Consider the following 25,832-nt stretch of genomic DNA (forward strand, 5'->3'; position numbering starts at 1 on the left):
CGGACCAAAGGGACCATTCTGTACGACATGGAGCATGTCGTCGCTGCGGCGGTCGTCGATGCCCGGGGCATCGTGACGGGCTGGAGCGAGGGTGCTCGTCTACTGACGGGCCACCCGGCCACGGAGGCCGTGGGCCGGGCGGCGGCCGACCTGCTCGCCGAGGACCCCCCGCCGCGCGCCGACGGCGCGTGGACGGGCCCGGTCGTGGTACGCCACCGCGACGGCAGCCCCGTCCGCCTCACCGTCACCGCCTGCCCGCTGCTGGGCCCCGACGGCCGCCCCACCGGCTACACCCTCACCGCCGAGCGGCCCCGCCCCCCGGAGCAGACCCTCGCCGGGCGCGCCTTCCAGCAGGCGTCCATGTCGATGTCGGTCTTCGATCCCCGGCAGCGCTATCTGCGCCTGAACGAGGTCGCCTGCAAGGTCATGGGCGTCTCCGAGGACGTCCTGCTCGGCCGCCCCTTCCCGGAGACCGTCGAGGACGCCGAACACAGCCGGGGCTTCAACTGGCACCTGCGCCATGTCACCGAGACCGGCCGCCCGGTCCGCTACGAGAGCTTCACCGGCGCCCCCTCCCTCAACCGGGAGCACGCCTGGAGCATCGAGATGTGGCCCGTGCGCGAGGACTCCGGCGAGGTCAGCGGCGTCGCCCTGGCCGCCTTCGACAGCACCGAGTCGTACCTCGCCCGCCAGCGCCTCGCCCTCCTGAACGAGGCGGCGGCCTCCATCGGCACCACCCTCGACGTGGTGCGCACCGCCGAGGAACTCATCGGCATCCTCGTGCCGCAGTTCGCCGACTTCGCCAGCGTCGACCTCCTCGACTGGGTCCTCGGCGCGGACGAACCGCCCCCCGTGCCCGACGGCGAGATCGTGCTGCGCCGCGTCGCCCACGGCTCCGTCCGCGACGGCGCGCCCGAGGCGGGCGTGCGCCTCGGCGACACCGACGCCTACCCGCCGTACAGCGCGCCCGCCCGCGCCCTGCGGGAAGGGCGGGCCATCCTCAGCCAGGCGGGCGAACCGGACTTCATGCGCTGGTTCGCCGAGCGCGACGCCAGCGCCCCCGAGGGCCGCCGCTACCGGCACGGCGTGCACACGATGATCGCGGTGCCGCTGCGGGCCCGCGGCACCGTCCTGGGCGTCGCCGTCGGCATCCGCGTCGCCCACCCCGACGACTACGAGGCCGACGACGCCGTCTTCGCCGAGGAACTCGCCAGCCGGGCCGCCGTCTGCATCGACAACGCCCGCCGCTTCGCCCGCGAACGCACCACCGCCCTCGCCCTCCAGCACAGCCTGCTGCCGCGCGGCCTGCCCGGACAGGCGGCCGTCGAGGTCGCCCACCGCTATCTGCCCAGCGGCTCCACGGCCGGCATCGGCGGCGACTGGTTCGACGTCATCCCGCTCTCCGGCAGCCGGGTCGCGCTCGTCGTCGGCGACGTCGTCGGGCACGGCATCCCCTCCTCGGCCACCATGGGACGGCTCTGCATGGCGGTGCGCACCCTCGCCGACGTGGACCTGCCGCCCGACGAACTCCTCACCCACCTCGACGACCTCGTCACCCACCTCGCGGCCTACGACGACGGCGGCGACGACGTCGCCGAGCTCGGCGCCACCTGCCTCTACGCCGTCTACGACCCCGTCAGCCGCCGCCTCACCCTCGCCGCCGCCGGCCACCCCGCCCCCGCCGTCGTCCTGCCCGACGGCACCGCACGCCTCGTCGCCATGACCCCCGGACCGCCGCTCGGCGTCGGCGGACTGCCCTTCGAGGCCGTCGAACTGGAACTGCCCGAGGGATCCGTCGTCGCCCTCTACACCGACGGCCTGATCGAGGGCCGCGACCGCGACGTCGACCGCGCCACCGGCGAACTGTGCAACGCCCTCACCGCGCCCGCCGCCACCCTCGACGCCCTCTGCGACACCGTCCTCAAGGCCGTCCTGCCCGAGGAGCCCGGCGACGACGTCGCCCTGCTGCTCGCCCGGACCCGGGCGCTCGGCGCGGACCAGGTCGCCACCTGGGACGTCACCCCGGACCCCGCCCACGTCGCCGCCACCCGGCAGGCCGCCACCGAGCAACTCACCGCCTGGGGGCTGGAGGAGGCCGCGTTCGTCACGGAACTCGTCGTCAGCGAACTCGTCACCAACGCCATCCGCTACGGCGCGGCCCCCATCCAGCTCCGGCTGATCCGCGACCGCACCCTCATCTGCGAGGTCTCCGACGGCAGTTCCACCTCCCCGCACCTGCGCCGCGCCCACGAGTCCGACGAGGGCGGGCGCGGCCTGCTGCTCGTCGCGCAGCTCACCCAGCGCTGGGGCAGCCGGCAGACGGACCGGGGCAAGACGATCTGGGCGGAGCAGACCCTCGAACCGGAGTGATCACTCGAACGGGCAGCCCGGGTTCGGCGCGTCCTCGGAGAACGGCGCGCCGTGCGGCAGCACGTACAGCACCTCGAGGACGAGCGGCACGGCCCCCAGGTTGCGGCCGATGTGCACGTTGCCGGCACCGGCCGGTTCCTGGACGACGCTGCCCCGGGGATAGACGCCGTCGGAGGCGCACGTCGACGCGAAGTGGCTGAGGGTGCCCGCCTTCACGACGGCGTACAGCGGCCCGTCGTGGTAGTGCCAGCCGGTGCCCTGCCCGGGCGGCACGGTCAGCTCCCGCAGGGTGTAGTCGGTGTCCCCGACGGTCTTCTGGGCGATCAGCCGGGCGGTGACCCCGGGACCCGGCGGGGTCGCGTGGGCGGCCGGCGGGCCGACCAGGGCGGTGGCGGCGACGGCCGCCCCGGTGAGGGCGGCGGCACGGAGCACGGTGCGCATACGGGACCTCCTGGGGACGCGGGGCGCGCCTCAGGTTCAACCGTAGGCGGCCGACTCCCAGTTGTCTCCGCCCGCGAGGCCCTCCAGGAGCCCGGCCTCCCGCACCTCGACCGTCAGTGTGGCCTGAGGGGCGCGGGACGGGTCCTGCCACAGCGCACGCCACTCGGCCTGGAAGGCGGCGTCCCAGGCGGCCGCGTCGGCGGGGTCGAGACCGCGCTCGCGCAGCACCGCGTGGATGCGCTCCTTGGCCGCGCGCTCACTGAAGGGCAGGTTGCGGCGGTCGGTCACCGCGACCTGGGCGACGACCTCACCGGCCGTGCCGGCGTCGGCCCGGGCGTCGAGCGCGCTCGCCCGCTCGGCCGCGCCGGCCGCCCGCTCCAGACCGTCGGCGAGCAGCCGGACGGCGAACGCGGCGCTCCGCGCAGGCTCACCGGCGTCCGGGTGGATCGCGGTGAGGCGCAGGACGACGGTCCCACCGCCGATCTCCACGACCCTGGCATTCCAAAGACTCGACATCCGGGACTCCTGCTGAGAGGTGCTTCACGAACAGTACGGGCGGCGGCCACGGGGCCGACCCGCCCTCAGGTCAGCATCCCGGTGCCCATGTTGTTGGCGAGGACCTCCAGCGCGGCCTCGTTCCCGATCCGCTCGGCGAACTTCGTCGCGCCCTGGCTCGCCGCGGCGCGGCCGCCCGCCCGGGGCGGCGAGAACGGGATCGCGTAGAACGCCGCGAGGATCCGCTCGCTCACCGTGCCCCCGTAGTTCGCCATGATCCCCTGGAACTCCGTCTGGCGGGCGCCGCCCGTCGCGATGCTCTTCAGGAAGTCGAGGTCGGGGGTGTCCCAGACCTTGGAGCTCGGCGGGAAGCCGGTGTACTGCCGCAGCGTGGCGAGGTCGATGCCGCTGATCGCCTGGGCGACCCGGCTGTCCGCCGGCTGCGCCACCTGGAAGGCGAAGGTCGCGCCGTTGTGCTTTCCGGCCTGCCAGCCCGCGGCCGGGTCGTACAGCTTGTGCGTGATGGTGAGGCTGGAGGGGAAGGCGTGGGCCGAGTTGAGCTGGCTGGCGCTGCCCTGGGCGGGAGCCGCGTTGTTGTAGTGCACCTGGACGCCGAAGTAGACGTACGCGCCGGGCGTCGCGGCGGCGGCCGTCACGTCGTTCTTGAGGTCCTTCTCGATGCCCTTCTCATAATTCTGGTTGTCGGACTGCGCCGCCGGCACCAGGTTGTTCGCGGTGCCCGGGCCGCCCGCCTTCTCGTTGACCAGGTGGAAGCGGATCCACTGACTGGTCAGTTTCAGCGAGCGGATGTAGTCGTAGCCGGGCGGATCCTGCGACGGCGTACTGCCCACCAGGGAACCGTCGTTGAGCATCTCGGACCTGACGGCCCGGCCCTGGCCGTCCTGCACCGCCTCGTGCCTGCTGGCGGTCGGCACCGCCGTCTGGTTCAGCACCCGCTGCACGAACGGCTGCGCGGGCCCCGCCTGTGCTGTGCCCGACTGCGGGGCGGCCAGGTCCTCGCCGGTCCCGGACCCGCTCGTACGGGCCGGGGCGCGCATGACGCGGGTCGCGTTGGCCTCCGCCTCCCGCTCGAAGCGGTCCGACGGATCCGACACCCGCAGCCCGGAACCGTTGTCGGCGCCCGCCACGGGCCCCTGGCGCTGCTGGATGACATGGGTCAACTCGTGCGCCAGGGTGTGCTTGTCGCCCCCGCCCTCGCCGAGCACGACATGGTTGCCCGAGGTGTAGGCCCGCGCGCCGATCTCGGACGCGGACGCCTTCGCCGCGGCGTCCGTGTGCACGCGGACATCGGAGAAGTCGGCGCCGAGGCGGCTCTCCATGTCGCCGCGGGTGGCGTCGTCCAACGGCCGGCCGCCGCTGCGCAGCACCTCGTGGACGGCCGAGCGCTGCACCGGAGCGGCCCCGGCCCCGGTGGCGCTCTGGTGCCCGCAGCCCGGGCCGTGCGCGTGCCGCTCCTGCGCCGGGGCCAGGGGGTGGCCTTCCTCGCGGAGCATCTGCACGACGGCGGCGTTGCCCGCGGCGCGCTGAAGGGCGAGGAGCCGGTGCAGCGGCCCTCCGGCCTTCGCCGGGGTCGCCGGTCCCCGACGGGCCGAGTCGTCGGGAGTCCTGCTGGGCTGCGGTGTGCGCACGAGGTGCCTTCCAAGCGGGCGAGACGGTACACCTCTGCATACAGGCCGACCGCCGGGCGCGTACAGGAACGCAGGGGCAGACTCCACTGCCCCGACGGACAGGAGCGAGGGACGCACCCCCTGCTCAGAACTCCTCGTGCACCTCGGGATCCCCGCCCAGCCGCTGCTGCGCCCGCTCGGCGATCACCGCCATCTGCGCCGGGCCCAGCTCGAAGCCGAAGACGTCGAGGTTGGCGCGCTGCCGCTCGGGGCTGGACGACTTCGGGATGGGGACCGCGCCGAGCTGGACGTGCCAGCGCAGCACGACCTGGCCGGGAGTCACGCCGAGCGCCTCGGAGACGGAGACGACGGCCGGGTCGTCCAGGAGCGCCGAGCCGCGCCCCAGCGGGCTCCAGCTCTCCGTACGGACGCCCCTGGCCTCGTGGAAGGCGCGCAGCTCCGCCTGCGGAAGGAGCGGGTGCAGCTCGATCTGGTTGACGGACGGCAGCACGCCCGTCTCCCGCTCCAGCCGCTCGATGTGCTCGGCGGTGAAGTTGGAGACGCCGATCGAGCGGATCAGACCCTCCTCGCGGAGCTTGATCATGGCCCGCCAGGAGTCGACGAACCTGCCGACCCGGGGGAGCGGCCAGTGGATCAGATACAGGTCCACGTACTCCAGGCCGAGCCGCCGACGGGACTCCTCGAAGGACGCGAGCGTCTCCTCGTAGCCGTGATGGCGGCCGGGCAGCTTCGTGGTCACCACGATCTCCTCGCGCGCCACCCCGCTGCGGGCCACCCCACGGCCGACCCCGCTCTCGTTGCGGTAGTTCGTCGCCGTGTCGAGCAGCCGGTAGCCCAGCGCGAGCGCCCCGGCCACCGCCTCCTCCGCCTCCGTGTCGTCCATCGGCCAGGTGCCCAGGCCCAGGGCCGGGAACCGCGTGCCGTCGTTGAGCGTGTGCTCCGGGATGCTGATCACGATCGGGCCTTCCCTCGACTGTGCCGTCCTCCCAGCCTCGGGGACAGGAGGCGGATTGATCAACCGGAGAGCCGGGCAGGGGTGGGGTCGGACGAGTGACGACGAGCGGAGCGCGCATGACGACGGAGGGCCGGGCGTTGTCTTCGGAAGAGGCTGCCGCGCGGGCGGCAGGGGTGGTGGTGAGACCGGTCGCCGGGCACATCGGCGCCGAGATCGAGGGCGTCGACCTGGCCGCCGGCCTCGACACCGCCCAGGTCGACGTGATCAGGGCGGCGCTGCTGCGCTGGAAGGTGGTGTTCTTCCGCGGGCAGCGCCTCGACCACGCCGGGCACGTGGCGTTCGCGCGCCGGTTCGGCGACCCCGTCGTGCTGCGCAAACGCGGCAGCGCCTCCCCGCCGGACTTCCCGGAGATCGAGACGACCGCCGACCGGCTGGAGTTGGGCGGGAAGTTCGGCATGGCGCACGAGGAGTGGCTGCGCCGCCGCCGGCACACCCTGCTGCGCGGCTGGCACTGCGACCACGGCGCCCGCGTCGACCCGCCCGCCGCGACGATCCTGCGCGCCGAGACAGTGCCGCCCTACGGCGGCGACACGACCTGGTCCAACCTGGCCGCCGCCTACGCCGGACTCTCCACGCCGGTACGGGAGTTCGCGGCCGGGCTGCGCGCCGAGCACCGGCTCGGCGTCGGCTACCAGCCGCGCCCCGGCGACGACGCGTACGCCCGCCACCTCCTCGACCACCAGGTCGCCTCGGTGCACCCGCTGGTCCGCGTCCACCCCGAGACGGGCGAGCGCGTGCTCTACGTCAACGGCTACTACGTCGAGCAGATCACCGACCTCTCGCGGGCGGAGAGCGCGGCGATCCTGGACCTGCTCCTCGCCGAGGCCACCCGCCCCGAGTACACGGTCCGCTTCCGCTGGGAGCCGGGCAGCGTGGCCTTCTGGGACAATCGCGCCACCATCCACCTCGCCCCGAGCGACAACGCCCACCTCGGCTTCCCGCGCACCATGCACCGGGTGATGCTCACCGGTGACGTGCCGGTCGGGGTGGACGGCAGGCCGTCGGAGCCGGTGACGGGGACCGCGCCCGGGCGCTGGTGAGGTCAGACGCCCGGCTGCCAGCCCAGGGCCGGGCCCAGCTTCGTCGCCATGTCGGTGAGGATCTGCACGTAGTCCTCGTGCTCGAAGGTGAACGGCAGCGCGAAGGCGACCTCGTCGATCTCGCGGAACGCGGCGTGGCCGTGCAGGAGTTCGGCGATCTCCGCCGAGGTGCCCACCAGGTCCGGGGCGAACAGCAGCCCGGCCGGACCCTGCGGGGACCGCGTACGGAGCAGCCGCTTCGCCGCGAACTCCTCGTATTTCGCGCGCTGTTGGGGCGAGGCGGAGTCGGTGGGGACGACCACGAGGCCCTGTGAGACGCGGGCGGCGTCGCCGTCGGGGTGGGCGGCGCGGAAGGCGCGGACGTGGGAGAGCTGGATCTCGGCGAAGTCCCTTGTGGCGCCTGGTCCTTCGGCTTTTACGACGCTGCTGGTGAGGAAGTTCATGCCGTGCTCCCCGGCCCACCGCGTCGAGTTGAGGCTGCCCCCGCCGTACCACAGACGGCGCCCGAGACCGGGGGACTGCGGCTGGACGCGATCGGAGAACACCTCGAAGCCCTCGACCCCGCTGAAGTCCGTGGCCGGCTTGCCGCGTACGAAGTCCAGCAGCCGCCGCACCCGCTCGTAGCCGAAGTCCTCCGCGCCGGACGTGTCCGGGTACAGGGCCTCCTTCACCTGGTCGTAGTGCATCGGCGGGCCGACGCTCACCCCCGGGTTGAGCCGGCCCCCGGAGAGGAGGTCGACCGTCGCCAGGTCCTCCGCGAGGCGCAGCGGGTTCTCCCAGCCCAGCGGGATGACCGCGGTGCCGAGCTCGATACGGCGGGTGCGCTGCGAGGCCGCCGCCAGGACGGCGACGGGGGAGGAGATGCCGTACTGCAGATGGCGGTGGCGCACCCACGCGCTGTCGAAGCCGAGCCGCTCGCCCAGCTCGATGATCTCCAGGGTGGTCTCGTGACCCCGGCGCGGGTCGTCCCCGTCGAACAGTCCGATGGTGAGGAAGCCCAGCTTGCGCAGGGGGCGTGAGGTCGGCGGCACGGACTCCTCCATGGTTCGCGGCGCGTACGGTTCGTACGGCAGTTCCCTGGTTACCTGTTCTGTGCCGATTGTCGCAGGCGGCGGTCGCAGGCGGCGGTCTCAGGTGAGCGGGATGGTGACCTCGTCCTCGACGGGCGGGTTCAGCTCCTGCGCGAGGTTGCCGGTGGCCGCGTAGCAGCGCAGCCGCACCGCCTGCGGGGTGACGTCCAGCCGCAGGAAGCACTTGAAGAACGGCGGGCTGTACGTCGCCGAGCTCGGCGAGAACAACTGGGTGTAGATCGTGCGCACGGGCAGCCGCAGCCGCTTGCGGCGGTCCGGGCGGCTCCCGGTGCCCAGCAGGGCGGCGATCAGCCGCAGCCGCCGCGTCACCCGGACCTCCGCGCCCGGCGTCCGGGTCGGCCCGATGCCCAGCCGCTCCGCGACGACCGCCTGGCCCTCGGCCTCCGTAAGAGCGAAGAAGCGGCGCAGCCGCAGCCGCCGCCCGTACAGGCGGCTGTAGAAGGCGAGGGAGTCGCCGCGCAGCGGATAGCAGCGGAAGTCCCCCTCGGTGACGCCGGCGACGGACACCCGGGGGATGGTGTGCGTGGCGTGCATGAAAGCGCCCCCGCCGCCCGCGACCACGTATTGCAGGGTCCGACCGTCCGCCAGCCGCACCGGGTAGCGCTGGTAGTTGTGGATGTCGCCGCCGATGGCCGCCACGTAGTGGTGCTCGGGCGCGCTGACGATGTCGTCGACGGTGCCGCCCCCTTCGACGGGGCACGGGTGGTGCTCGCCGTCGACGTACAGGGGCGAGCCGGTGATGAGGATCTTCGGCCGGGGGCCGCGGGACACCTCGCGCAGCCATGCGCCCTGTTCGGCGTCGATAGTGCCGAGCAGCCCGGTGTCGATGCCTATGATCCGCACCGGCCCGGTGTCGATCGCCCAGTACGGCCCCGGCTGCACGGCCTGTTGGGCCGCAGCCGACCTCAACTCGCGCATGTCGGCGAGGTGTTGGCCGTCGGTCGGGTGCGGTCGGTGCCACAGCAGGGTGCGCAGCCAGGCCCGGGACAGGGGGCGTGGGGCGGGCTCGGTGGGCAGGGGCGGGGCGTCGTCGCAGAAGACCCGCATGAACGCGCCGAGATCCTCGTACCAGTCGTGGTTGCCCGGTATCGCGTAGATCGGGGCCTGGTAGTCGCGGTACGGGCGGAAGAACTTGGTGCCGTAGTCGTCGGCACTGCCGACCGGGTAGATGACGTCACTGGCGACGACCGCGAACGACGTGCCCTGACTCACCCTCAGAAAGCCTGGCACGACGGCGTATTGGGGATCGTCGCCCTCGCCGGTGTCGCCGATGACCATGAAGGAGAAGGTGTCCGGGTCCGTCCGCCGGATCACCTTGTCGGCGGGTGCGCCGGCCGCCGCGCGCTGCGCGACCCACCGGCCGCGCGTACGGCCCGTCGGGTCGCCGAACCAGGACGCCAGCGCGCCGTTGCGGGCGGCCCACAGCGTCCGGGGATCCAGCCACGAGATCTTCTCGACCCGGCCCGGCATGAGCTGTCGGTACGCGCCTGGGTCGGCGGCGCCCCAGCCGGCGCCTGTGGCGGTATCGCGTGAGGAGTCAGACACCGGTGCACCGTAGCAACGGTCCACGGCGCGGCTCCGGGCGGGTGACCTGCCACGATGACCGGCCATGACGGCGGCTGGAGGGCGCGGACGCCTCAGTGCTCGCTCCACGACCGGGCGGCGGCGGGCGGGCCGGCCGGCCGGCCGGCTCCCGCGCCGGGTCGGCCCCGGCCGTCCGGGCGGGGCGGTTCCATTCGCCGTCGCCGAGCACGAGCAGCGGGTCGAACATCACCACCACACCGGCCAGCAGCAGGAAGATCACCGGGCCGATCAGCATCGGCAGCAGGAGCGAGGTCGGGGTGTCGCCGGCCCACGACGACGTCGCACCGTGCGTATGGACGCTGACCGCCGCCATCGCCGTGTAGTGCATCCCGGACACGGCGACGCCCATCACCAGGCTGGCGCCCAGGCTGGTCAGGAAGGAGCGGATCGTGACGGCCGCCCACAGCGCCGCCGTCGCGGCGACCACCGCGATCAGCACGGACGCCCCGACCGCGAGCGGGGCGTACTCGATCTCCCCGTTGAGTTGCAGCGCCGCCATGCCCAGGTAGTGCATGGCGGCGACCCCGAGACCGGTGACGATCCCCGCGAGCGACAGCGACCCGCGGCCCGCGCCCCGGTAGCCCACGATGAACACGCCGACGCCGACCACCACGACCGCGACGGCGAGGCTGAGCACGGTCAGGCCGACGTGGTAGCCGATCCGGGTCTCCTCCACCTGGAAGCCGATCATGGCGATGAAGTGCATCGTCCAGATGCCGCAGCCGATCGAGGCGGCCCCCAGCGCCAGCCAACCCGGTTTCCACGACCCGGTGTTGACCAGCGTCCGCACAATGCAGCGCAGCCCGAGCGCTCCTCCCAGGCAGGCCATCACAAACGCCGCGATCGGGGTCACCACCCCGTACCGGAACCCGTCAATCGTGCCCTGCATCCCCAACTCCCCCCGGAGTAATGGCTGTTCGTGGGGGAAGGTCTACGTGTAATGCGGTGGTAAAAGCAAGCGACGCCTGTCTGTCTGCATGCGAGACGCTTGCGGGCATATGCGGGAAGAGTATTTAGCGTGGCGAATTCCGGCTGTCGCCACCGGTGTTCGCCGACCGGTCTCGGCCACCGTCCGCGGTCGCGGTCCTCCCTCGCCGGACCTGGCCGGGGCCGCCCGGACAGTGAACGCACAGCTCGCGCACAGTCGGGCCGGGGGTGCGGGCCGTGAGTGCGTCCGGCACCGAGGGATAACCCTCGAAGCGCCGCTGTCTGAATGACATGCAACCGACAAGCCTGTCATTCTCCCTTCCAACTGCCGCACACCAACGGCACGTTGGCTCCACACCTCTCGCTCCCGCACAGCTCGGCTCGTCCCGGACAGCACATCCGTCTGCCCGGTCTGTCACCGGCCGTACCCCGCGGCCGCCGCAGTAGGAGAACGAGTGAGACCCAACCCCCGCAAGCGCACCACCGTCGGCGCGGCCCTGCTCTCCAGCGCCGCCCTCCTGGCCCTCGGTGTCCAGACGGTTCCGGCCACCGCGCTGCCCGCCGCCCCGCACCCCGGCCCTCTGCGCACCGGCAGCCTGCCCGCCGACCTCACGCCCGCCCAGCGCACGACGCTCATCAAGAGCGCCGAGGCGCGCACGACGCAGACCGCCGACACCCTGGGTCTGGGCGCCCAGGAGAAGCTGGTCGTCAAGGACGTCGTGAAGGACAACGACGGCACCGTGCACACGCGCTACGAGCGCACCTACGCCGGACTGCCCGTCCTCGGCGGCGACCTGGTCGTGCACACGCCCCCGGCGTCCGTGGCCGCCGGCACGGTGAGCACGACGTTCAACAACAACCGCCGTACCGTGTCGGTCAGGTCCACGACCGCCACGTACAGCAAGACGGCCGCCGAGTCCAAGGCCCTGACGGCCGCCAAGGCGCTCGACGCGAAGGACCCCGCCGCGCAGAGCGCCCGCAAGGTGATCTGGGCCGGCGAGGGCACGCCCAAGCTCGCCTGGGAGACGGTCGTCAGCGGTCTCCAGGACGACGGGACGCCGAGCAAACTGCACGTCATCACCGACGCCGCCACCGGCGCGAAGCTCTCCCAGTACGAGGGCGTCGAGACCGGCACCGGCAACACGCAGTACAGCGGCACCGTCAGCCTGTCGACGACCCTGTCCGGGTCGACGTACCAGCTCTACGACACCACGCGCGGCGGCCACAAGACGTACAGCCTGAACAACGCCACGTCGGGCACCGGCACCCTGATGACGGACTCCGACGACGTGTGGGGCACCGGAGCCGGCTCCAACACCCAGACGGCCGGCGCGGACGCCGCCTACGGAGCCCAGGAGACCTGGGACTTCTACAAGAACACCTTCGGCCGCAGCGGCATCAAGAACGACGGCGTGGCCGCGTACTCGCGCGTCCACTACAGCTCGGCCTACGTCAACGCCTTCTGGGACGACGACTGCTTCTGCATGACCTACGGCGACGGCTCCGGCAGCACCCACGCGCTGACCTCGCTGGACGTCGCCGGTCACGAGATGAGCCACGGCGTCACCTCCAACACGGCGGGGCTCGACTACACCGGCGAGTCGGGCGGCCTGAACGAGGCCACCTCCGACATCTTCGGCACCGGCGTCGAGTTCTACGCCAACAACTCCTCCGACGTCGGTGACTACCTCATCGGCGAGAAGATCGACATCAACGGCGACGGCACGCCGCTGCGTTACATGGACGAGCCCGACAAGGACGGCGGCTCGGCCGACAGTTGGTACTCGGGCGTCGGCAACCTGGACGTGCACTACTCCTCGGGCCCCGCGAACCACATGTTCTACCTGCTCTCCGAGGGCAGCGGCAGTAAGACCATCAACGGCGTCACCTACAACAGCCCGACCTCCGACGGGGTCGCCGTCGCCGGCATCGGCCGGGCCGCGGCGCTGCAGATCTGGTACAAGGCGCTGACGACGTACATGACGTCCAGCACCAACTACGCGGGCGCCCGCACCGCCGCCCTCAGCGCCGCCGCGGCGCTGTACGGCTCCAGCTCCGCCCAGTACGCGGGCGTCGGCAACGCGTTCGCCGGCATCAACGTCGGCAGCCACATCACGGTCCCGTCGACAGGCGTCACGGTCACCAACCCGGGCAGTCAGACCGCCACGGTCGGCACCGCGGTGAGCCTCCAGCTCTCGGCCAGCAGCACCAACAGCGGCACCCTGACCTACGCCGCCAGCGGACTGCCCACCGGCCTGTCGATCAGCTCGACCGGTCTGATCTCGGGCACGCCGACCACGGCAGGCACCTACAGCACCACCGTCACGGTGACCGACTCGACCGGCGCCACCGGCACCGCGGCCTTCACCTGGACGGTCGGCTCCACCGGCGGCGGCTCCTGCACCGTGACGCAGCTCCTGGGCAACAACGGCTTCGAGTCGGGCAACACCACCTGGACGGCCTCCAGCGGTGTCATCACCAACTCCAGCAGCCAGGCGGCCCGCACCGGCTCCTACAAGGCGTGGCTTGACGGCTACGGATCGACCCACACCGACACGCTCTCGCAGTCGGTGACGATCCCCAGCGGCTGCACCAACACCACGTTCACCTTCTACCTCCACGTCGACACGGCCGAGACCTCCACCAGCACCCAGTACGACAAGCTGACGGTCACCGCCGGATCGACCACCCTGGCCACGTACTCCAACCTCAATGCGGCCTCCGGCTACGTCCAGAAGTCCCTCAGCCTCGGGTCCTACGCGGGCAGCACCGTCGCCCTGAAGTTCTCCGGCGTCGAGGACTCCTCGCTCCAGACCAGCTTCGTCATCGACGACACCGCCGTCACGACCGGCTGATCCGCCCCGCCAGACCGACGTCCCGCACCCGGGCTCTCCCCGGGTGCGGGACGTCGTCGTGTCGTGTCCGCTCAGTTCAGCGGGTCGAGCGTGAGGTACGCCTCGCGCGGCGCGCCGTCGTGCACGAGCGACTCCTGCTGTCCGACGTCGTCGAAGGCGAACGCGTACGCCTTCCCGTCGGCCGTCCGGGCGTGGATCGCGCGGGCGTAGTGGTTGGTCACCGCGTCCCGGTAGAAGTCCGCCGGCGTGGTGTCCGGCTGGTCGGGACGGGTGAGGAGCGTGGAGCGGTTGAAGCCCGCGCACAGGGTGCGGGAGATCGGCCCGCGCACGGCGTCGTTCGGGGCGTCGAGGAGCCGGTGGCAGCCGAAGACGCTGGAGGCGTCCGGCTTCTGGAAGCTCGTCACGACCGCACCGGAGGAATCGGTGAAGTTGAGGACGCCGCCCGCGACCCGGCCGTAGTACTTCGTGGCGGGCCGGTCGGCGAACGGCGTGACGGTCAGGGTCGTGGTGGCGTACTTCTGCCAGACGCGGTCGACGTAGTCGTCCATGACGTTCGCCGGGAGCGCGCCCGTCTCCACCCCGTACAGCGGGGCGAGCGCCCGCAGCACGGTTCCGTCAGGCCGGGTCTGGATCAGGTTCGCCCAGCCGCCGCCCTGCGCGCGCAGGGCGGAGAAGAACCCGGTGTAGCCGCCCGCCTTGAGGCGCCCGGTGCTGACGGTGCTTCCGTCGCCGCGCTGCACGCCGACGGCATACGGCGCGGAGAACATGTCGACCTGGGTGCTGTTGAGCCACAGCCCGGAGTCGTTGAGCGTGTACTCCGACCAGTTGAACAGGGTGTTCCGGTTGGGGTCGCTCGGGTTCTGCACGGCCGGCTGCACCAGCCCGCCGGTGGTGAGCCGGAAGTCGAGCTTCTGTCCGTACGAGAAGTAGATCCGGCCCGAGAACTTCGGGATCCGGATCGTGGCGGACTGTCCGGCGGCCGGTCCCGCGATCGACGCGTCGGGCGCCGGCGTGGGCGGGTTGCCGCCGGCCGGCCACGCGTGGAAGCCGCCGTTCGCGTCGGCCCAGCCCTGCTGTCCCGTCGTCAGGAGGGTGCCGAGGTCGTAGACGTACAGGGCGTCGCCACGGCCCGAGTTGTTGGTGATCTTCAGTGGGACGGTGTCGGGGACGGCGGCCGCGGCCGGCGGTCCGAGGGTGAGCAGCGTGCCGGTGAGGGTGACCGCCGCGAGCAGTGCCGTCGTGATCCTGGTGACCTTCGATAACACTCTCCACCTCCGTGTTTGAGAGCGCTCTCAACGTGGCATTGGGGTGTGCTCATGTCAACATCGCGAACAGGTGTGAACGGGCGTGAACGAGCGGGAACGCGAGAGGGCGCCCGTGGCGGACGGTGAGCCGCGGGCGCCCCTGTGGCGGACGGGGTTCAAAAAGGGATCAGTGAACAGTGATCAGGGATTGGTGAAAAGGGATCAGAAGGTGCGCTTGAGGAGATCCAGCAGCGCGGCCCAGTGCCGCTCCGCACCCGCCTCGTTGTAGGCGGAGGTGTCGGCCTGCGTGTAACCGTGCTCGGCGCCGGTGTAGACCTCGCAGGTGTGCCGGACCCCGGCCGCGGTGAGGGCGTCCGCGAACCGCTCGATGTCCTCGGGCGGCAGGGACGAGTCGTTGTCCGCGTGGCCGAAGTACACCTCGGCCGTGATGCGCTCGGCCGACAGGTGCGGACTGTCCGGGGTGTCGGTGACGAGCCGCCCGCCGTGGAAACCGGCCGCCGCCGCGACCCGGTCCGGGTGCGCGCCCGCGGTCCACAGCACGAGCCGCGCGCCCATGCAGTACCCGGTCAGGCCCACGGGGCCGTCCGCCACCAGCTCGCTCTGCTCGAGCCACCGCAGGTAGGCGCCGGCGTCCCGCTCCACCAGCTCCTGGGTGAGCGACAGCATGATCGGGTAGATGGCCTCGAAGATCTCCGGACGCGCGCCCGGGTCGATGAACTCGGGCAGCTCCACGACGGGGGCCCGCCCGTTGCGGTAGAACACGTTGGGCACCAGCACCGCGTAGCCGGCCTCGGCCAGCCGGTCGGCCATGGCCCGCAGATGCGGGCGCAGCCCGAAGGCGTCCTGGTAGAGCAGCACGCCCGGCCGGGGAGTCCCGTCACCGGGATGGGCGAAGTAGGCGTCGACGACGCCGTCCTCGGTGGGGATGTCAACTGCGGTTCCCTGAACGGAGGTCATGGGGGAGCCTCTCTGCGCGATGCACGGCGACAAGGGGTCATCAGGCCCGGCAGGACCGGGCACCGGCCATCGTTGCACGCACCGTTCACCTGTTCGTGAGGACCCCCGGCACGACGGACGCCCCGCGGCCTACTCGAACCGGGAGGTGTCGCCCGCCCCGTGCCGCACGATCTTCGCCTCGCCGTCGGAGAAGTCGACGACCGTCGTCGGCTCGGTGCCGCAGTCCCCGGAGTCCAGCACACCGTCCACCACATGGTCGAGCCGGTCCTTGATCTCCCAGCCCTGCGTCATCGGCTGCGCCTCCCCGGGCAGCAACAGCGTGCTGGACAGCAGGGGTTCGCCCAGCTCGGCGAGGAGCGCCTGAGTGGCGACGTGGTCCGGAATGCGCACGCCCACCGTCTTCTTCTTCGGGTGCTGGAGCATACGCGGCACCTCCTTCGTCGCCGGCAGGATGAAGGTGTAACTGCCGGGCGTCGACGCCTTGATCGCGCGGAACACGTCCTTGTCCACCCGCACGAACTGGCCGAGCTGCGCGAAGTCCTGGCAGACCAGGGTGAAGTGGTGCCGGTCGTCCAGCTCGCGGATGGCCCGGATCCGGTCGATGCCGTCCTTGCTGCCCAGCCGGCAGCCGAGCGCGTAGCAGGAATCCGTCGGGTACGCGATCAGGGCGTCCGCCCGGATCGCGGCGGCGACCTGGGAGATGATGCGGGGCTGGGGGTTCTCGGGGTGCACGTCGTAGTACTTGGCCATTGGCCGAGCTTATGCCGTGCCACGGAGCGAGGCCGCGCAGGACCCTCGTCCGCAGGTCAGGACCCTGCGGGCGGCCGGGCCGCGCCTTGCGGGCCGGGCCGTGTGAGGTAACGTTTCCGACCGATATGACTGGTTCGGCCCGCGTGGGCCGGGAGGACGAGGAGAGCGCGGAAGATGGCCGCCCGGGACGACGAGCACCGCCACAGCGACCCGGCGGACGGCGCCGACCCGGCGTGGGCGCGGCAACTCCTCGACCATCTGCGCCCCACCGGACGCGACGTCCGCCGCGTCGTCGACTGGCTGGCGGACACCACCGACGCGACCGTCTCCCTGCGCGACGACACCGGCACCGCCCTCGCCGGACCGCTCGTCCCGCTCGACGAGAGCCTCGTCGCCGACATCACCGGCGGCCGCATCGCCTCCGCCGCCTGGGAGGGCGAGGGCACATTCGCGCGCCTGATCAGGGTCGAACTCCCGGGCCCCGGCGCGGCCGGCGTGCTCGCCGTGGCCCGCACCAGCCCCTTCGACCGGCGCGCCGCCGGCATCGTCACGCACACCGCGGCCGTCCTCGAAGTCCTCCTGCGCGCCGAGCAGACCGCGGCGACCGGACACCGCCTCGCCCGCGCCACCGCCGACCTGCGCCTCGCCATCCTGCAACTGCTCATGGTCGAGGACACCGTCGCCGCCCGCCGTGTCGCCGCCGGCCTGTGGCCCGGCCTGCTGGACACCGACACCGCCTGCGTCTACGTCGTCGAGAGCAGCCCCGAGGAACGCGACCGGCTCGCCGCCGCCTGCCTGGCGGCGACCCGCGACGAGGCACTCGTCGTACGCTGCCCCGCCATGGCCGGCCACGTCATCGTCGTCGTCCCCGACGACAGCACAGGACACGCGCTGCGCACCCTGTGCGACCGCAACCCCGGCGCGTTCCTCGGCGGCAGCGTCCGGCAGAGCCTCGCCCGCACCGCCACCGCCTACGGGCAGGCCGTCAGCGCCCTCGCCGTCGCCCGCTTCCGCCCCGACCAGACGGCCGTCTACGCCGAACGCACCCACCCCGAACGCCTGATGGACCCCGCCGTCCTGCGCACCTGGACGACCCGGCTGCTGCGCCCCCTCGACACCCTCCCGCACCACACCCGCGCCGAACTCCTCGCCACCACCCGGCTCGGCCTGGAGTTCACGGCCGTGAACGCGGCGAAGGTGCTCGGGGTGAGCCGCAACACCGTCCGAGCCCGGATGGAACGCGTCGAGACCCTGCTGCGCACCGACTTCTCCGACCTCACCGTCCGGGCCGCCGTCCACCTCGCCCTCAACACCCAGATCGGCATCGCGGGCGACCCGACCGGCCCCGCGGCCGCCCCCGCCCGCCTCGGCGAACTGCTCACCGGGCCCGCGCTGCGCACCTGGGCGCAGGACCTGCTGGCCCGGCTCGACATCGACGGCCGCGACCTGCGCGGCACCCTGCGCGCCTGGATCGCCGTCGGCGGCAACGCCGAACGGGCCGCCCACCTGCTGGGCGTGCACGCGCAGACCGTCCGCGAACACGTCCGCAGCGCCGAGCCCGTCCTCGAACGCCAGCTCCTCGCCGCCGGCAGCGACCTCTACGAAGTCGTCCTCGCCCATCTCGCGGTCGGCGACCTCGACCAGCCCGACCTGCACGAACACACCCAACGGGCGGAATCGGGCCATCCGGACGCACCTGTGCACAGGTGAGCCCTCCGGCCCCGGAAGCGGGCACCGGGACGATACACAACCCGGTCGCCGGGCACGTAGGTTCGAGGAGCCGCGGGGGTGCGACCGGCACGGGGGTCTGGTCGCACCCGCGCAGGCTCAGTCCCGCAGCCGCACCGGGATCTCCTGCCAGCCGCTCGCGATGAACGACGGCACCTGCCGCAGCTCCCCGGCCGCCCCGTCCAGCCGCAGGTCGGGGAACCGGTCGAACAGCGCGGACAGCGCCGTCAGCGCCTCCATCCGGGCCAGCGGAGCCCCGATGCACCGGTGCACACCGAGCCCGAACGCCAGATGGTCGTCCGCCGCGCGCGCCGCGTCGAACACCTCCGCGTCCGCCCCGTAGTGCGCCGGGTCCACGTTCGCCGCCGCGTACGTCGTGATGATCGCGTCCCCGGCGGGGATCGTCACGTCACCCACCGTCAGGTCGCTGACCGCGAACCGCAGCGGCAGCGTCGCGATCGACGGGTACAGCCGCAGCGTCTCGTCCGCGACCGCGTCCCAGCCGAGCTCGCCGCCCCGCACCGCCGCCGACTGGCCGGGGCTGCGCAGCAGCGCCACCACCGCGTTCCCGATGAGGTTCACGGTCGTCTCGAAACCGGCCCCGATGACCAGCAGCAGCGTGTACAGCAGCTCCTCGTCGCCGAGCCGGTCGCCCTCCTCGTCGCGCACCCGGATCAGCTCGGTCGTCATGTCGTCGCCGGGGTGCTCGGCCTTGTGGGCGATCAGCGAGCCCAGCACCGTACCGATCTGCTCCTGCACGAACGCGGCGTGCTCCGGGCTCGGATCGGAGGTGTCCATGATCGCCGCGATGAGTCGGCCGGTCGCCGCCCGCAACTCCTCCGGCACCCCGAAGAGTTCACAGATGATCCGCATCGGCAGCGGGTACGCGAAGGCGGCCTTCAGGTCGACCGTGTCCGGGCCCTTCTCGAGCGCGTCCAGCAGCTCCCCGGTGATCGCCGCCACCCGCGCGGCCAGCGCCTCGGTACGCCGGTGGGTGAAGCTCGGCGCCACCAGCCTGCGCAGCCGCGCGTGGTCGGGGCCGTACGTCGAGAGCATGTTGATCACACCGACCCAGCCCAGGATCCAGCCCCAGGAGGGGTGGTCGGCGAGCTCCGGCCACTGCCGCCAGTGCCGCCGGGGGTCCTTGCTGACCCGCGGGTCCAGGATCAGCGCCTTGAGGGTGTCGTACCCGGTGGGCGCCCAGGCCGGGATGCCGCCGGGCAGCTCCACGGGCACGATCGGGCCGAGGGCGCGCAGCCGGGCGCTCTCGGCATGCACATCGGCGCCGAACGGGTCGAGGGCGATGCGGTCGGTCACGCTCACGTACGGACTCCTGAGGGGTCGGCGGGAGAAGCGGGGGAGCGGGGGCTGAAACGCACGGGCAGCGCGCTGAGCGAACGGTGGAACGGGCCCGGCCGCCAGGCCAGCCGCTCGCGCGGCAGCACGGGATCGAGGTCGGGCAGCCACTGGGTGAGCCGCTCGATCGCCTCGGTGACGAGCAGCAGCACGTGCTGCTTCACCGGGCAGGCGTGCGACCCGGCGCCCCACGACAGATGCGACGCGTCCTTGGGCGACCGGCCGCCGGTGACGTACCGCTCGGCGAACTGCCCGAGCGCCCCGTACGACACCACGATCGGCACCGCCTCGCGCAGCCACACCCCGTGGATGGCGACCGGCTCGCGGGCGTAGTACGTGCCGTAGTTCGCGAGCGGCGTCTCGTGGTGCAGCACCTCCACCACCGCGTCCATCACGGGGCGGGCGCCGTTGGTGAGGGTCGAGTAGTAGAGCGGGTTGCCCAGGATCCGCGACAGCGTGTTGGACAGCAGGTTCGCGGTCGGCTCGTACCCGGCGCCGAGGGTCAGGAACACCTGCCAGGTGACCTCCTCGCAGGTCAGCTCGGCCGGATGGGCCAGCAGCCGGCTGGGCAGGTCGTCGCCGGGCCGCTCGGCCTTGGCCGCCACGAGCTCCAGCACGTACTGCGCGAACTGCGTCTCGCCCTCGACGGCCTGCGCGCCGCCCTCCATCATCTTGCCCAGGCCCTCGTTGAGCCGGTCGCTCTGACTGTCCGGCAGCCCGAACAGGTCGTTGAGCACCAGCGCCATCAGCGGCCGGGAGAAGTCCGCGACCAGGTCCGCCTCGCCGCGCGGCCCGATGCGTCCGGCCAGCAGCCGCACCGCCCGATGCACGCGCCCACGCAGGTCGTGCGGCTCCACCAGGTCGAACACGTCGATGAGGGTGGTGCGGTAGCGCAGGTGCGCGGCGCCGTCGGAGAACAGGGCGTTGGGCCGCCAGCGCATCATGCCGAGCACCGGCGAGTCGGGGGGCACGGTCTCCTCCCAGCCGCGCGGGTCGTGCGAGAACGTCCGGGTGTCGTGCATGACGTCCAGCGCGGCCCGCCGGTCGGTGATCACGTACGCGGGCACCCCGGGCGCCAACTCGGCCCAGCCGATGGGACCTTGGGCGCGCAGCGCGTCGTAGTAGCGGTGCGGATCCGGTGCGAAGCCGTCCTCCCACAGCCGCACGGGCGCGGAGCGGGAGAAGTCGTGCCGGTCCGGCGGGTAGGCGGTCACCGGGCCGCCACGGGGCCGCGGCCGATCAGATGGTCGACGAGCGCGAGCAGCGCGTCGATCGAGGAGTTCGCGTTCCGCGCGTCACACGTCACCATCGGCGTCTGAGGCTCCAGGTCCAGCGCCCGGCGCAGCCGCTCCTCGCCGTAGTGGCGGGGCGCGTCGGGAAAGTCGTTGAAGGCCACCGCGTACGGCAGCCCGCTCTCCTCCACCAGGCCCAGCACGTCGAACGACGCGTCGAGCCGGCGGCTGTCGACGAGGACGAGCGCCCCCAGCGCCCCATGGGCGATGTCGTTCCACAGCTCCCGGAACCGCGACTGCCCGGGCGTGCCGAACAGGTACAGCACCACGTTTCCGGGCAGGGTGAGCCGGCCGAAGTCTACGGCGACGGTGGTCGTCGACTTGTCCCGCACCCCGGCCAGGTCGTCGACCTGCGCGGACGCCTCGGACAGCGGCTCCTCGGTGTGCAGCGGCCGGATCTCGGACACCGAGTCGATCAGCGTCGTCTTGCCCACCCCGAACGGCCCCGCGACCAGGATCTTCACCAGGTCGCGGGCGGTGTCCGGCAGGTGGACGGCACCGGGCGCGCCGGGTGTGCCGGGGCTAGGTGCGGTGCTTGAGGGCGCGGAGGCCATCGGCCACTCTCTTCAGCAGGTCGGGGTCGAACCGGTCGGCGGGCGGGATCGGCGCGCGGGCCAGGACCAGGTCCCGGTCGACGAGGTCGGCCGCCAGCACCCGCACCGCGGAGACCGGCAGCCGCAGCAGCGCCGCCGCCTCCACCACCGCCAGCGAGCCGCCCTCCAGCGTGTCCAGCAGGGCGAGTTCGGCGGCCGGGAGACCGGCGGGCGGCACCTCGCCGCTGCGGGCGAGCACCGACAGCCGCTCCAGGTGGGGGCGGCTGGGCCGGGCCACACCGCCGGTCGACAGGTACGCGGGAACCAGGGGGCGGCCGGCCGGGCGGCCGGTCATGCCGGCGGGGTGTCGTCGGCTCCTCGAGGCGGGGACGCCATGGCCTTCTCACCCAGTCGCGCCACCTGGGAGTGCACCCGGTGCGCCAGCAGGTCCAGCCGCACCTCGCCGTCGCCGTACGCGGCCACACAAGTGCCGTGGTCGGTCGGCACGATCAGCACGTACCCGAGGTCGGACTCGATGACGATCTGCCGTATGTCGGCCCCGTCCCGGTCGGCGAACGCGGCCGCCGCCGTCCGGCAGGCCCCCTGCACCGTGCTGGTGATGGCGGCCACCCGCTCCGCAGACGGCTGCGACAGGGCGTCGGTGTATCCCGTCACGAGCCCGTCGCGGGTCAGTATGACGGCGGCCAGCACGTGCGGCACCTGCAGGATCGGGTCCAGCACCCATGCCGTGTCGCCCGTGTTGCGGCTGGTCATGTGGCCGCTCCCTCTTCGTTGTCGGTGTGGTCGGTGTCGTCGGTGTTCCGGGCGGCGGCGCGGGCCGCCGCCGTGCCGGACTGCAGCGCGCCGAGCGCGGCCGCCGCCTCCTCCGGACGGCGCGCCGGACGCCGCGCGGGGGTCTCCTGCGGCGGGGTCTGCGGCGGTGCGGCGGCCCGGGGGCGGCGCCTGCGCTGCGGCAGGCCGCCGTCGGTGTCCGGCGGCTCGTGGTGCCCGGGCGCCGCCTCCGGGACGCCGGCCTCCGCGCCGTACGCGTGGGCGGGCGCGGGGTGGACGGGGGCGGGCCGGTCGGGCGCCGCCTCGGGCGTCGTACGCGGTGTGGGCGTCGTACGCGGTCTGCGGGTCGTAGGTGGTGTGTGCGCCGTACGAGGTGTGCGGGTCGTGCGGGGGGCGCTGGCGGCCGGCGGGCGGTCGGCCGGGTCGAGGGTGCTGAGGAGGTGGCTGTCGACCCGCAGCACCGCGCGCACCCCGCCGTACGGGGAGGCCGAGGACACGTCGACGCCGAGGTCGAACTGCCGGGTCAGCCGGCCCACCGCGGCCAGCCCCATGCGCGGCGGATCGCCCAGGTCGGTCAGCAGGATGAGGTCGTCACCGGCCACCAGCCGCTGGGCGCGCTCGCGTTCGTCCTGCGTCATGCCCAGACCCGCGTCGTCGATCGTGACGCACACCCCGTGATGGACGTGCTGGAGGCTCACCACGACGGCGGTGTCCGGGGCGGAGTGCCGCAGCGCGTTGTCGAGCAGCTCGGCGACGATGATGGCCACCGGCTCGACGGCGTGCGAGACCAGGGCGGTGCCGGCCTCCAAGTGGTTGTGGACCTCGACCCGGTGGTAGCCGGAGAGCCGCGCCTGACCGCCGGTCACCGCGTCCACCAGGTGCGATTCCTCGCGGGCCAGCCCGACCCACGCCCCGCACACCACGGCGGTGACCTGCGCGCGGCGCAGCGACTGCTCGTTCTCGTGGTCGAGGCGGAACAGGGTCTGCGCCAACTCCGGGTCGTCGTAATGCTGTTGCAGCCCGCGCAGCGCGTCCTGGAGCCGGTACAGGGCCGCCTGGATCTCCCGGGTCGCGCCCCGCATCCCGGCCTGCGCCGCGGCGTCGACCCGGGTGCGCTGGACGGCCACCTCGGACTGGAGCGCCAACACCACGTTCTCCAGGGCGATACCGAGGGGGGTGCCGGTGGTGAGCGGCTGGAGCGGGCCCGGCACGACCAGGTGCGGATGCGCGACCTGACGGGCGGCCGCGGGCACGCGCTGCGCCGCGAGATGCTCGACCTCGGCCGTGAACGACCGCAAGGAGCCGTCGAGTTGGGTGCGCAGCGCGGCAATCTCCGCTCGCTGCCTGGCCTGTTGCCGCCGTAGCCGCAGCAGGCCGCCACCCAGGGCGAGCGCGGACAGCGTGCCGACGGCCAGAGCGCCGGTCACCAAGTCCGGTAATTCGATCATCGATTCGGTTCCAGGAAGGGGCGGGCGGGGGTGGGGCGACGATTCGGTGTCGTCGCGGAGTCGACGGCAGGGGCGGAGTGCGACGGGGGCGGGTTCGAGTGTGCGAACCGGGCACTCGGAGCACAGTACACACCGTCATCGATCGATCTCGCGCGGTTGAGCGAGACTCGGCTCCGAAACCGCCCGGCATCTGTTCGCTTCTGCGCGGACTGTCGTGAATATCCGTTCACCGGCGTGCCCGTCAGTTTCCGCTCACCGGGGCCAGCACGGCCAGCGTGCCGTTGGCCTGGCGCAGCGCCAACTCCAGTGTGGCGGGCGGGTGCAGCGCGCCGGTCCCGTCCGGCGGAACCAGCCATTCCATGAACCGGGCCGCCCGGTACGGCGGCGGCACCGCCACCCAGGAACCCCGGCCCGCGCGCCGCAGCCCCGCTCCGATCCACCGGCTGCCGGGGTCGGGCGGCAGGAAGAAACCCACCCGGTGCGCGGCGGTGTCCACCAGCGTCGGTCCCGGCGCGGGGCGCGAGGCCTGCCACAGCAGGTCCAGGGTGAGCAGCCCCAGCCGGTCGGGCACGCTGAGCACGTCCCAGTACCGGCCCGCCTCCAGCAGGGCGATGCCGTCGCCCCGGTCCCACTCCCGCTTGCACATCCGTGGGTCCGTCGCGGCGGCGGCGAGCCACTCCACGCCGCGCATCCACATCGCATCGCTCATGTCGGCTCCGGTCGCAGTCCCCCGCCGACCACATGCCGACCGGGCATATGCATGCTGGTAGATATTTCTACATGGCGGAAGGGGTGGCGAACCGTGGCGTTCAACCTGTTTTGTTCGAGCTTCGGCCTGTCGTTCGGTGACCGACACCTACGGGTTCCGCTCACCTCCGGCCGGGTCCGCCGCCCTGCGGCACCGACAAGGTCACCGGCGACGGCGACGGCATCGGCAACGGCACCGGTGCGGGCGCGGGCAGTTCGGCCTGGCGCAGCTCGGCCAGCAACTCGTTCTGCCCGGCGAGGAGTTCGGTGAGGATGCGGCGGGCGGCGCGCAGCAGCTCGGCCACGTCGCCGCCCGCGAGCGCGTAACTGACCGTCGCCCCTTCCCGGATCGACACCACGATCCCGGACCGGCGCAACACCGCCAACTGCTGGGACAGGCTGGACGGTTCGATCTCGATCTCGGCGAGCAGGTCCCGCACGGCGACGGGGCCGCCCTGCAGCAGTTCGAGGACCCGGATGCGTACGGGGTGCCCGAGCATGCGGAAGAACTCGGCCTTGGCCTGGTAGAGGGGAACCTGCATGTCTGTCGCTCGCTCCCTGCCGCGTTCGGTGCCTGTGCTCGACGGCGCGGGCGGCCCGCCGAAATCCCCGCGCCGCCCGCCGATCCCTGCGCCGCCGCCCGTCCCCACGCCGCCGCGCGCGACGGGCCGCGTCCCGATCCTGGTGGCTGCGGGCTCCGCACACCCGTGTGATGCGCTGATCTGGATGTGTCGAGATGAAGAAGACTTCAATTCGAGGGCGTGCGAAGCCGCGGGCCATGCCGAGCGCTACACCTCGAGCTCGGCCTCGATCCGCTTCAACTGGTGGCGGGCCATGGCCAGATTGGACCGGCCGCGGTCCAGTACGAGGTAGAGGAACAGCCCGCTGCTGCCACGGCCCTTGAGCAGCCGGATGAGGTGGTACTGACTGCCGAGCGTGATCAGGATGTCCTCGATCTCGCCCTTCAGCCCCAGGTGTTCCATGGTGCGGACCTTGGCGCGGATCACATCCGTGTTGCCGGCCGCGGCCACGTTCAGGTCGAGGTCCTTGCCACCGCCGAGCGTGCCGAGGGCCATGCCGCTGGTGTAGTCGACGAGGGCGACCCCCACCGCCCCCTCCACCGCGGTCATCGTCTCCTTGAGCGAGATCTCCACATTCGCCATGGCGCTTCTCCTGCCGGTTGCGCGGTCCGGGCACGTCCGCCCCCGCTGGTGCCCCGACCGTACGGAGCCCGTCCCCCGAGGGGGTGACATGCTCCGGGACTGGCCCAAAGGGTTTCGGGACGTGAAGATCTCCGTTCCTTTCCGACCATGTCCATACGAATGTTGAGCGGATCGAGAGCGGCGGACGGGAACGCCCTCTCGATCGTGATCGAGGGCGCGCAGGGGGTGGCGCGCCGGTCCGGAAGCGGTGCAGGATGACCCGAACCATCAGGAATCCTGTTGATTCCGCGTCGCGAGGACGGGACGGACCAGGCCCCTCACCCCCAGAATCCAG

The 25,832-nt window shown here is 72.6% G+C and carries 23 protein-coding genes; 4 read left to right on the forward strand and 19 right to left on the reverse strand.

Annotated features, from left to right (window positions below; genetic code table 11):
* Window positions 1–27: 27 nt before the first annotated feature.
* On the forward strand, window positions 28–2,370 hold the full coding sequence (locus BMZ82_RS33910) for an ATP-binding SpoIIE family protein phosphatase (protein WP_093781246.1): 2,343 nt from the start codon (window positions 28–30) through the stop codon (window positions 2,368–2,370).
* On the opposite strand, the gene BMZ82_RS33915 is transcribed toward BMZ82_RS33910, so the two are convergent.
* From BMZ82_RS33915 to BMZ82_RS33930, 4 genes are all read right to left on the reverse strand, one after another.
* On the reverse strand, window positions 2,371–2,811 hold the full coding sequence (locus tag BMZ82_RS33915; RefSeq protein ID WP_093781247.1) for a cupin domain-containing protein: 441 nt from the start codon (window positions 2,809–2,811) through the stop codon (window positions 2,371–2,373). It lies immediately after the preceding gene.
* Window positions 2,812–2,847: 36 nt separating this feature from the next.
* A complete protein-coding gene (locus BMZ82_RS33920; protein ID WP_143098960.1) occupies window positions 2,848–3,327 on the reverse strand; it encodes a hypothetical protein in 480 nt (159 codons plus the stop codon).
* A gap of 65 nt (window positions 3,328–3,392) precedes the next feature.
* Entirely contained in the window at window positions 3,393–4,955 is a 1,563-nt protein-coding gene (locus BMZ82_RS42280) for an eCIS core domain-containing protein (RefSeq protein WP_256252258.1), read from the reverse strand.
* Window positions 4,956–5,079: 124 nt separating this feature from the next.
* Entirely contained in the window at window positions 5,080–5,910 is an 831-nt protein-coding gene (locus tag BMZ82_RS33930) for an aldo/keto reductase (protein ID WP_093781249.1), read from the reverse strand.
* A gap of 116 nt (window positions 5,911–6,026) precedes the next feature.
* Here BMZ82_RS33930 and BMZ82_RS33935 point away from each other — a divergent pair, with 116 nt between their 5' ends.
* Window positions 6,027–7,010, forward strand: a complete 984-nt coding sequence (locus tag BMZ82_RS33935) for a TauD/TfdA dioxygenase family protein (protein WP_093781250.1) — start codon at window positions 6,027–6,029, stop codon at window positions 7,008–7,010.
* 2 nt (window positions 7,011–7,012) lie between these two features.
* On the opposite strand, the gene BMZ82_RS33940 is transcribed toward BMZ82_RS33935, so the two are convergent.
* From BMZ82_RS33940 to BMZ82_RS33950, 3 genes are all read right to left on the reverse strand, one after another.
* Window positions 7,013–8,041 carry an LLM class flavin-dependent oxidoreductase gene (locus tag BMZ82_RS33940; RefSeq protein WP_093781276.1) on the reverse strand — a complete coding sequence of 343 codons (1,029 nt, stop codon included), beginning with the start codon at window positions 8,039–8,041 and terminating at the stop codon, window positions 7,013–7,015.
* Between the two features lie 99 nt (window positions 8,042–8,140).
* On the reverse strand, window positions 8,141–9,646 hold the full coding sequence (locus tag BMZ82_RS33945; protein WP_093781251.1) for a metallophosphoesterase family protein: 1,506 nt from the start codon (window positions 9,644–9,646) through the stop codon (window positions 8,141–8,143).
* Window positions 9,639–10,574 (reverse strand): MHYT domain-containing protein, encoded by a 936-nt coding sequence (locus tag BMZ82_RS33950; protein ID WP_256252259.1) that lies wholly within the window; start codon window positions 10,572–10,574, stop codon window positions 9,639–9,641. The genes BMZ82_RS33945 and BMZ82_RS33950 overlap by 8 nt, the downstream gene beginning before the upstream one ends.
* 493 nt (window positions 10,575–11,067) lie before the next feature.
* Between BMZ82_RS33950 and BMZ82_RS33955 the strand changes: the two genes are divergently transcribed.
* The gene (locus BMZ82_RS33955) at window positions 11,068–13,467 is read left to right on the forward strand and encodes a M4 family metallopeptidase (protein WP_093781252.1); all 2,400 of its coding nucleotides are present in this window, start codon (window positions 11,068–11,070) and stop codon (window positions 13,465–13,467) included.
* Window positions 13,468–13,538: 71 nt separating this feature from the next.
* Here BMZ82_RS33955 and BMZ82_RS33960 read toward each other — a convergent pair whose 3' ends face one another.
* The 3 genes from BMZ82_RS33960 to BMZ82_RS33970 all read right to left on the reverse strand — a co-directional run bounded on the left by BMZ82_RS33960 (window position 13,539) and on the right by BMZ82_RS33970 (window position 16,439).
* The gene (locus tag BMZ82_RS33960) at window positions 13,539–14,732 is read right to left on the reverse strand and encodes a glycoside hydrolase family 64 protein (RefSeq protein ID WP_093781253.1); all 1,194 of its coding nucleotides are present in this window, start codon (window positions 14,730–14,732) and stop codon (window positions 13,539–13,541) included.
* A 201-nt stretch (window positions 14,733–14,933) separates the two neighbouring features.
* Window positions 14,934–15,689 (reverse strand): dienelactone hydrolase family protein, encoded by a 756-nt coding sequence (locus BMZ82_RS33965; RefSeq protein ID WP_093781254.1) that lies wholly within the window; start codon window positions 15,687–15,689, stop codon window positions 14,934–14,936.
* Window positions 15,690–15,818: 129 nt separating this feature from the next.
* Complete coding sequence (locus tag BMZ82_RS33970) at window positions 15,819–16,439, reverse strand: L-threonylcarbamoyladenylate synthase (protein ID WP_177244793.1); 621 nt, start codon at window positions 16,437–16,439, stop codon at window positions 15,819–15,821.
* A 174-nt stretch (window positions 16,440–16,613) separates the two neighbouring features.
* Here BMZ82_RS33970 and BMZ82_RS33975 point away from each other — a divergent pair, with 174 nt between their 5' ends.
* Complete coding sequence (locus BMZ82_RS33975; protein ID WP_093781255.1) at window positions 16,614–18,149, forward strand: helix-turn-helix domain-containing protein; 1,536 nt, start codon at window positions 16,614–16,616, stop codon at window positions 18,147–18,149.
* Window positions 18,150–18,266: 117 nt separating this feature from the next.
* Here BMZ82_RS33975 and BMZ82_RS33980 read toward each other — a convergent pair whose 3' ends face one another.
* From BMZ82_RS33980 to BMZ82_RS34020, 9 genes are all read right to left on the reverse strand, one after another.
* Window positions 18,267–19,490 carry a cytochrome P450 family protein gene (locus tag BMZ82_RS33980; RefSeq protein WP_093781256.1) on the reverse strand — a complete coding sequence of 408 codons (1,224 nt, stop codon included), beginning with the start codon at window positions 19,488–19,490 and terminating at the stop codon, window positions 18,267–18,269.
* Window positions 19,487–20,737 carry a cytochrome P450 family protein gene (locus BMZ82_RS33985; protein ID WP_093781257.1) on the reverse strand — a complete coding sequence of 417 codons (1,251 nt, stop codon included), beginning with the start codon at window positions 20,735–20,737 and terminating at the stop codon, window positions 19,487–19,489. Before BMZ82_RS33985 ends, BMZ82_RS33980 begins: the two co-directional genes overlap by 4 nt.
* A complete protein-coding gene (locus BMZ82_RS33990; protein WP_093781258.1) occupies window positions 20,734–21,369 on the reverse strand; it encodes a GTP-binding protein in 636 nt (211 codons plus the stop codon). The genes BMZ82_RS33985 and BMZ82_RS33990 overlap by 4 nt, the downstream gene beginning before the upstream one ends.
* Window positions 21,338–21,703, reverse strand: a complete 366-nt coding sequence (locus BMZ82_RS33995; RefSeq protein WP_093781259.1) for a DUF742 domain-containing protein — start codon at window positions 21,701–21,703, stop codon at window positions 21,338–21,340. Before BMZ82_RS33995 ends, BMZ82_RS33990 begins: the two co-directional genes overlap by 32 nt.
* On the reverse strand, window positions 21,700–22,122 hold the full coding sequence (locus BMZ82_RS34000) for a roadblock/LC7 domain-containing protein (protein ID WP_093781260.1): 423 nt from the start codon (window positions 22,120–22,122) through the stop codon (window positions 21,700–21,702). Before BMZ82_RS34000 ends, BMZ82_RS33995 begins: the two co-directional genes overlap by 4 nt.
* Window positions 22,119–23,588: an ATP-binding protein gene (locus tag BMZ82_RS34005; RefSeq protein WP_093781261.1), complete on the reverse strand. Its 1,470-nt coding sequence runs from the start codon at window positions 23,586–23,588 to the stop codon at window positions 22,119–22,121. The genes BMZ82_RS34000 and BMZ82_RS34005 overlap by 4 nt, the downstream gene beginning before the upstream one ends.
* Window positions 23,589–23,829: 241 nt before the next feature.
* Entirely contained in the window at window positions 23,830–24,297 is a 468-nt protein-coding gene (locus BMZ82_RS34010) for a hypothetical protein (protein ID WP_093781262.1), read from the reverse strand.
* Window positions 24,298–24,457: 160 nt separating this feature from the next.
* Window positions 24,458–24,877 (reverse strand): ArsR/SmtB family transcription factor, encoded by a 420-nt coding sequence (locus tag BMZ82_RS34015; protein WP_256252260.1) that lies wholly within the window; start codon window positions 24,875–24,877, stop codon window positions 24,458–24,460.
* 246 nt (window positions 24,878–25,123) lie between these two features.
* Entirely contained in the window at window positions 25,124–25,498 is a 375-nt protein-coding gene (locus BMZ82_RS34020; protein ID WP_093781263.1) for a hypothetical protein, read from the reverse strand.
* Between the last annotated feature and the right edge of the window lie 334 nt (window positions 25,499–25,832).

The sequence above is a fragment of the Streptomyces sp. yr375 genome, from assembly GCF_900110755.1.
Lineage (GTDB): Bacteria > Actinomycetota > Actinomycetes > Streptomycetales > Streptomycetaceae > Streptomyces.

Bases quoted from the DNA above. Each gene is read 5' to 3' on its own strand.
- BMZ82_RS33950 (WP_256252259.1), bottom strand. From the start codon at position 10,574: ATGCAGGGCACGATTGACGGGTTCCGGTACGGGGTGGTGACCCCGATC.
- BMZ82_RS33935 (WP_093781250.1), top strand. From the start codon at position 6,027: ATGACGACGGAGGGCCGGGCGTTGTCTTCGGAAGAGGCTGCCGCGCGG.
- BMZ82_RS33970 (WP_177244793.1), bottom strand. From the start codon at position 16,439: ATGGCCAAGTACTACGACGTGCACCCCGAGAACCCCCAGCCCCGCATC.
- BMZ82_RS33910 (WP_093781246.1), top strand. From the start codon at position 28: ATGGAGCATGTCGTCGCTGCGGCGGTCGTCGATGCCCGGGGCATCGTG.
- BMZ82_RS33995 (WP_093781259.1), bottom strand. From the start codon at position 21,703: ATGACCGGCCGCCCGGCCGGCCGCCCCCTGGTTCCCGCGTACCTGTCG.
- BMZ82_RS34020 (WP_093781263.1), bottom strand. From the start codon at position 25,498: ATGGCGAATGTGGAGATCTCGCTCAAGGAGACGATGACCGCGGTGGAG.
- BMZ82_RS33975 (WP_093781255.1), top strand. From the start codon at position 16,614: ATGGCCGCCCGGGACGACGAGCACCGCCACAGCGACCCGGCGGACGGC.
- BMZ82_RS33990 (WP_093781258.1), bottom strand. From the start codon at position 21,369: ATGGCCTCCGCGCCCTCAAGCACCGCACCTAGCCCCGGCACACCCGGC.
- BMZ82_RS34010 (WP_093781262.1), bottom strand. From the start codon at position 24,297: ATGAGCGATGCGATGTGGATGCGCGGCGTGGAGTGGCTCGCCGCCGCC.
- BMZ82_RS33965 (WP_093781254.1), bottom strand. From the start codon at position 15,689: ATGACCTCCGTTCAGGGAACCGCAGTTGACATCCCCACCGAGGACGGC.
- BMZ82_RS34005 (WP_093781261.1), bottom strand. From the start codon at position 23,588: ATGATCGAATTACCGGACTTGGTGACCGGCGCTCTGGCCGTCGGCACG.
- BMZ82_RS34000 (WP_093781260.1), bottom strand. From the start codon at position 22,122: ATGACCAGCCGCAACACGGGCGACACGGCATGGGTGCTGGACCCGATC.
- BMZ82_RS33915 (WP_093781247.1), bottom strand. From the start codon at position 2,811: ATGCGCACCGTGCTCCGTGCCGCCGCCCTCACCGGGGCGGCCGTCGCC.
- BMZ82_RS34015 (WP_256252260.1), bottom strand. From the start codon at position 24,877: ATGCAGGTTCCCCTCTACCAGGCCAAGGCCGAGTTCTTCCGCATGCTC.
- BMZ82_RS33920 (WP_143098960.1), bottom strand. From the start codon at position 3,327: ATGTCGAGTCTTTGGAATGCCAGGGTCGTGGAGATCGGCGGTGGGACC.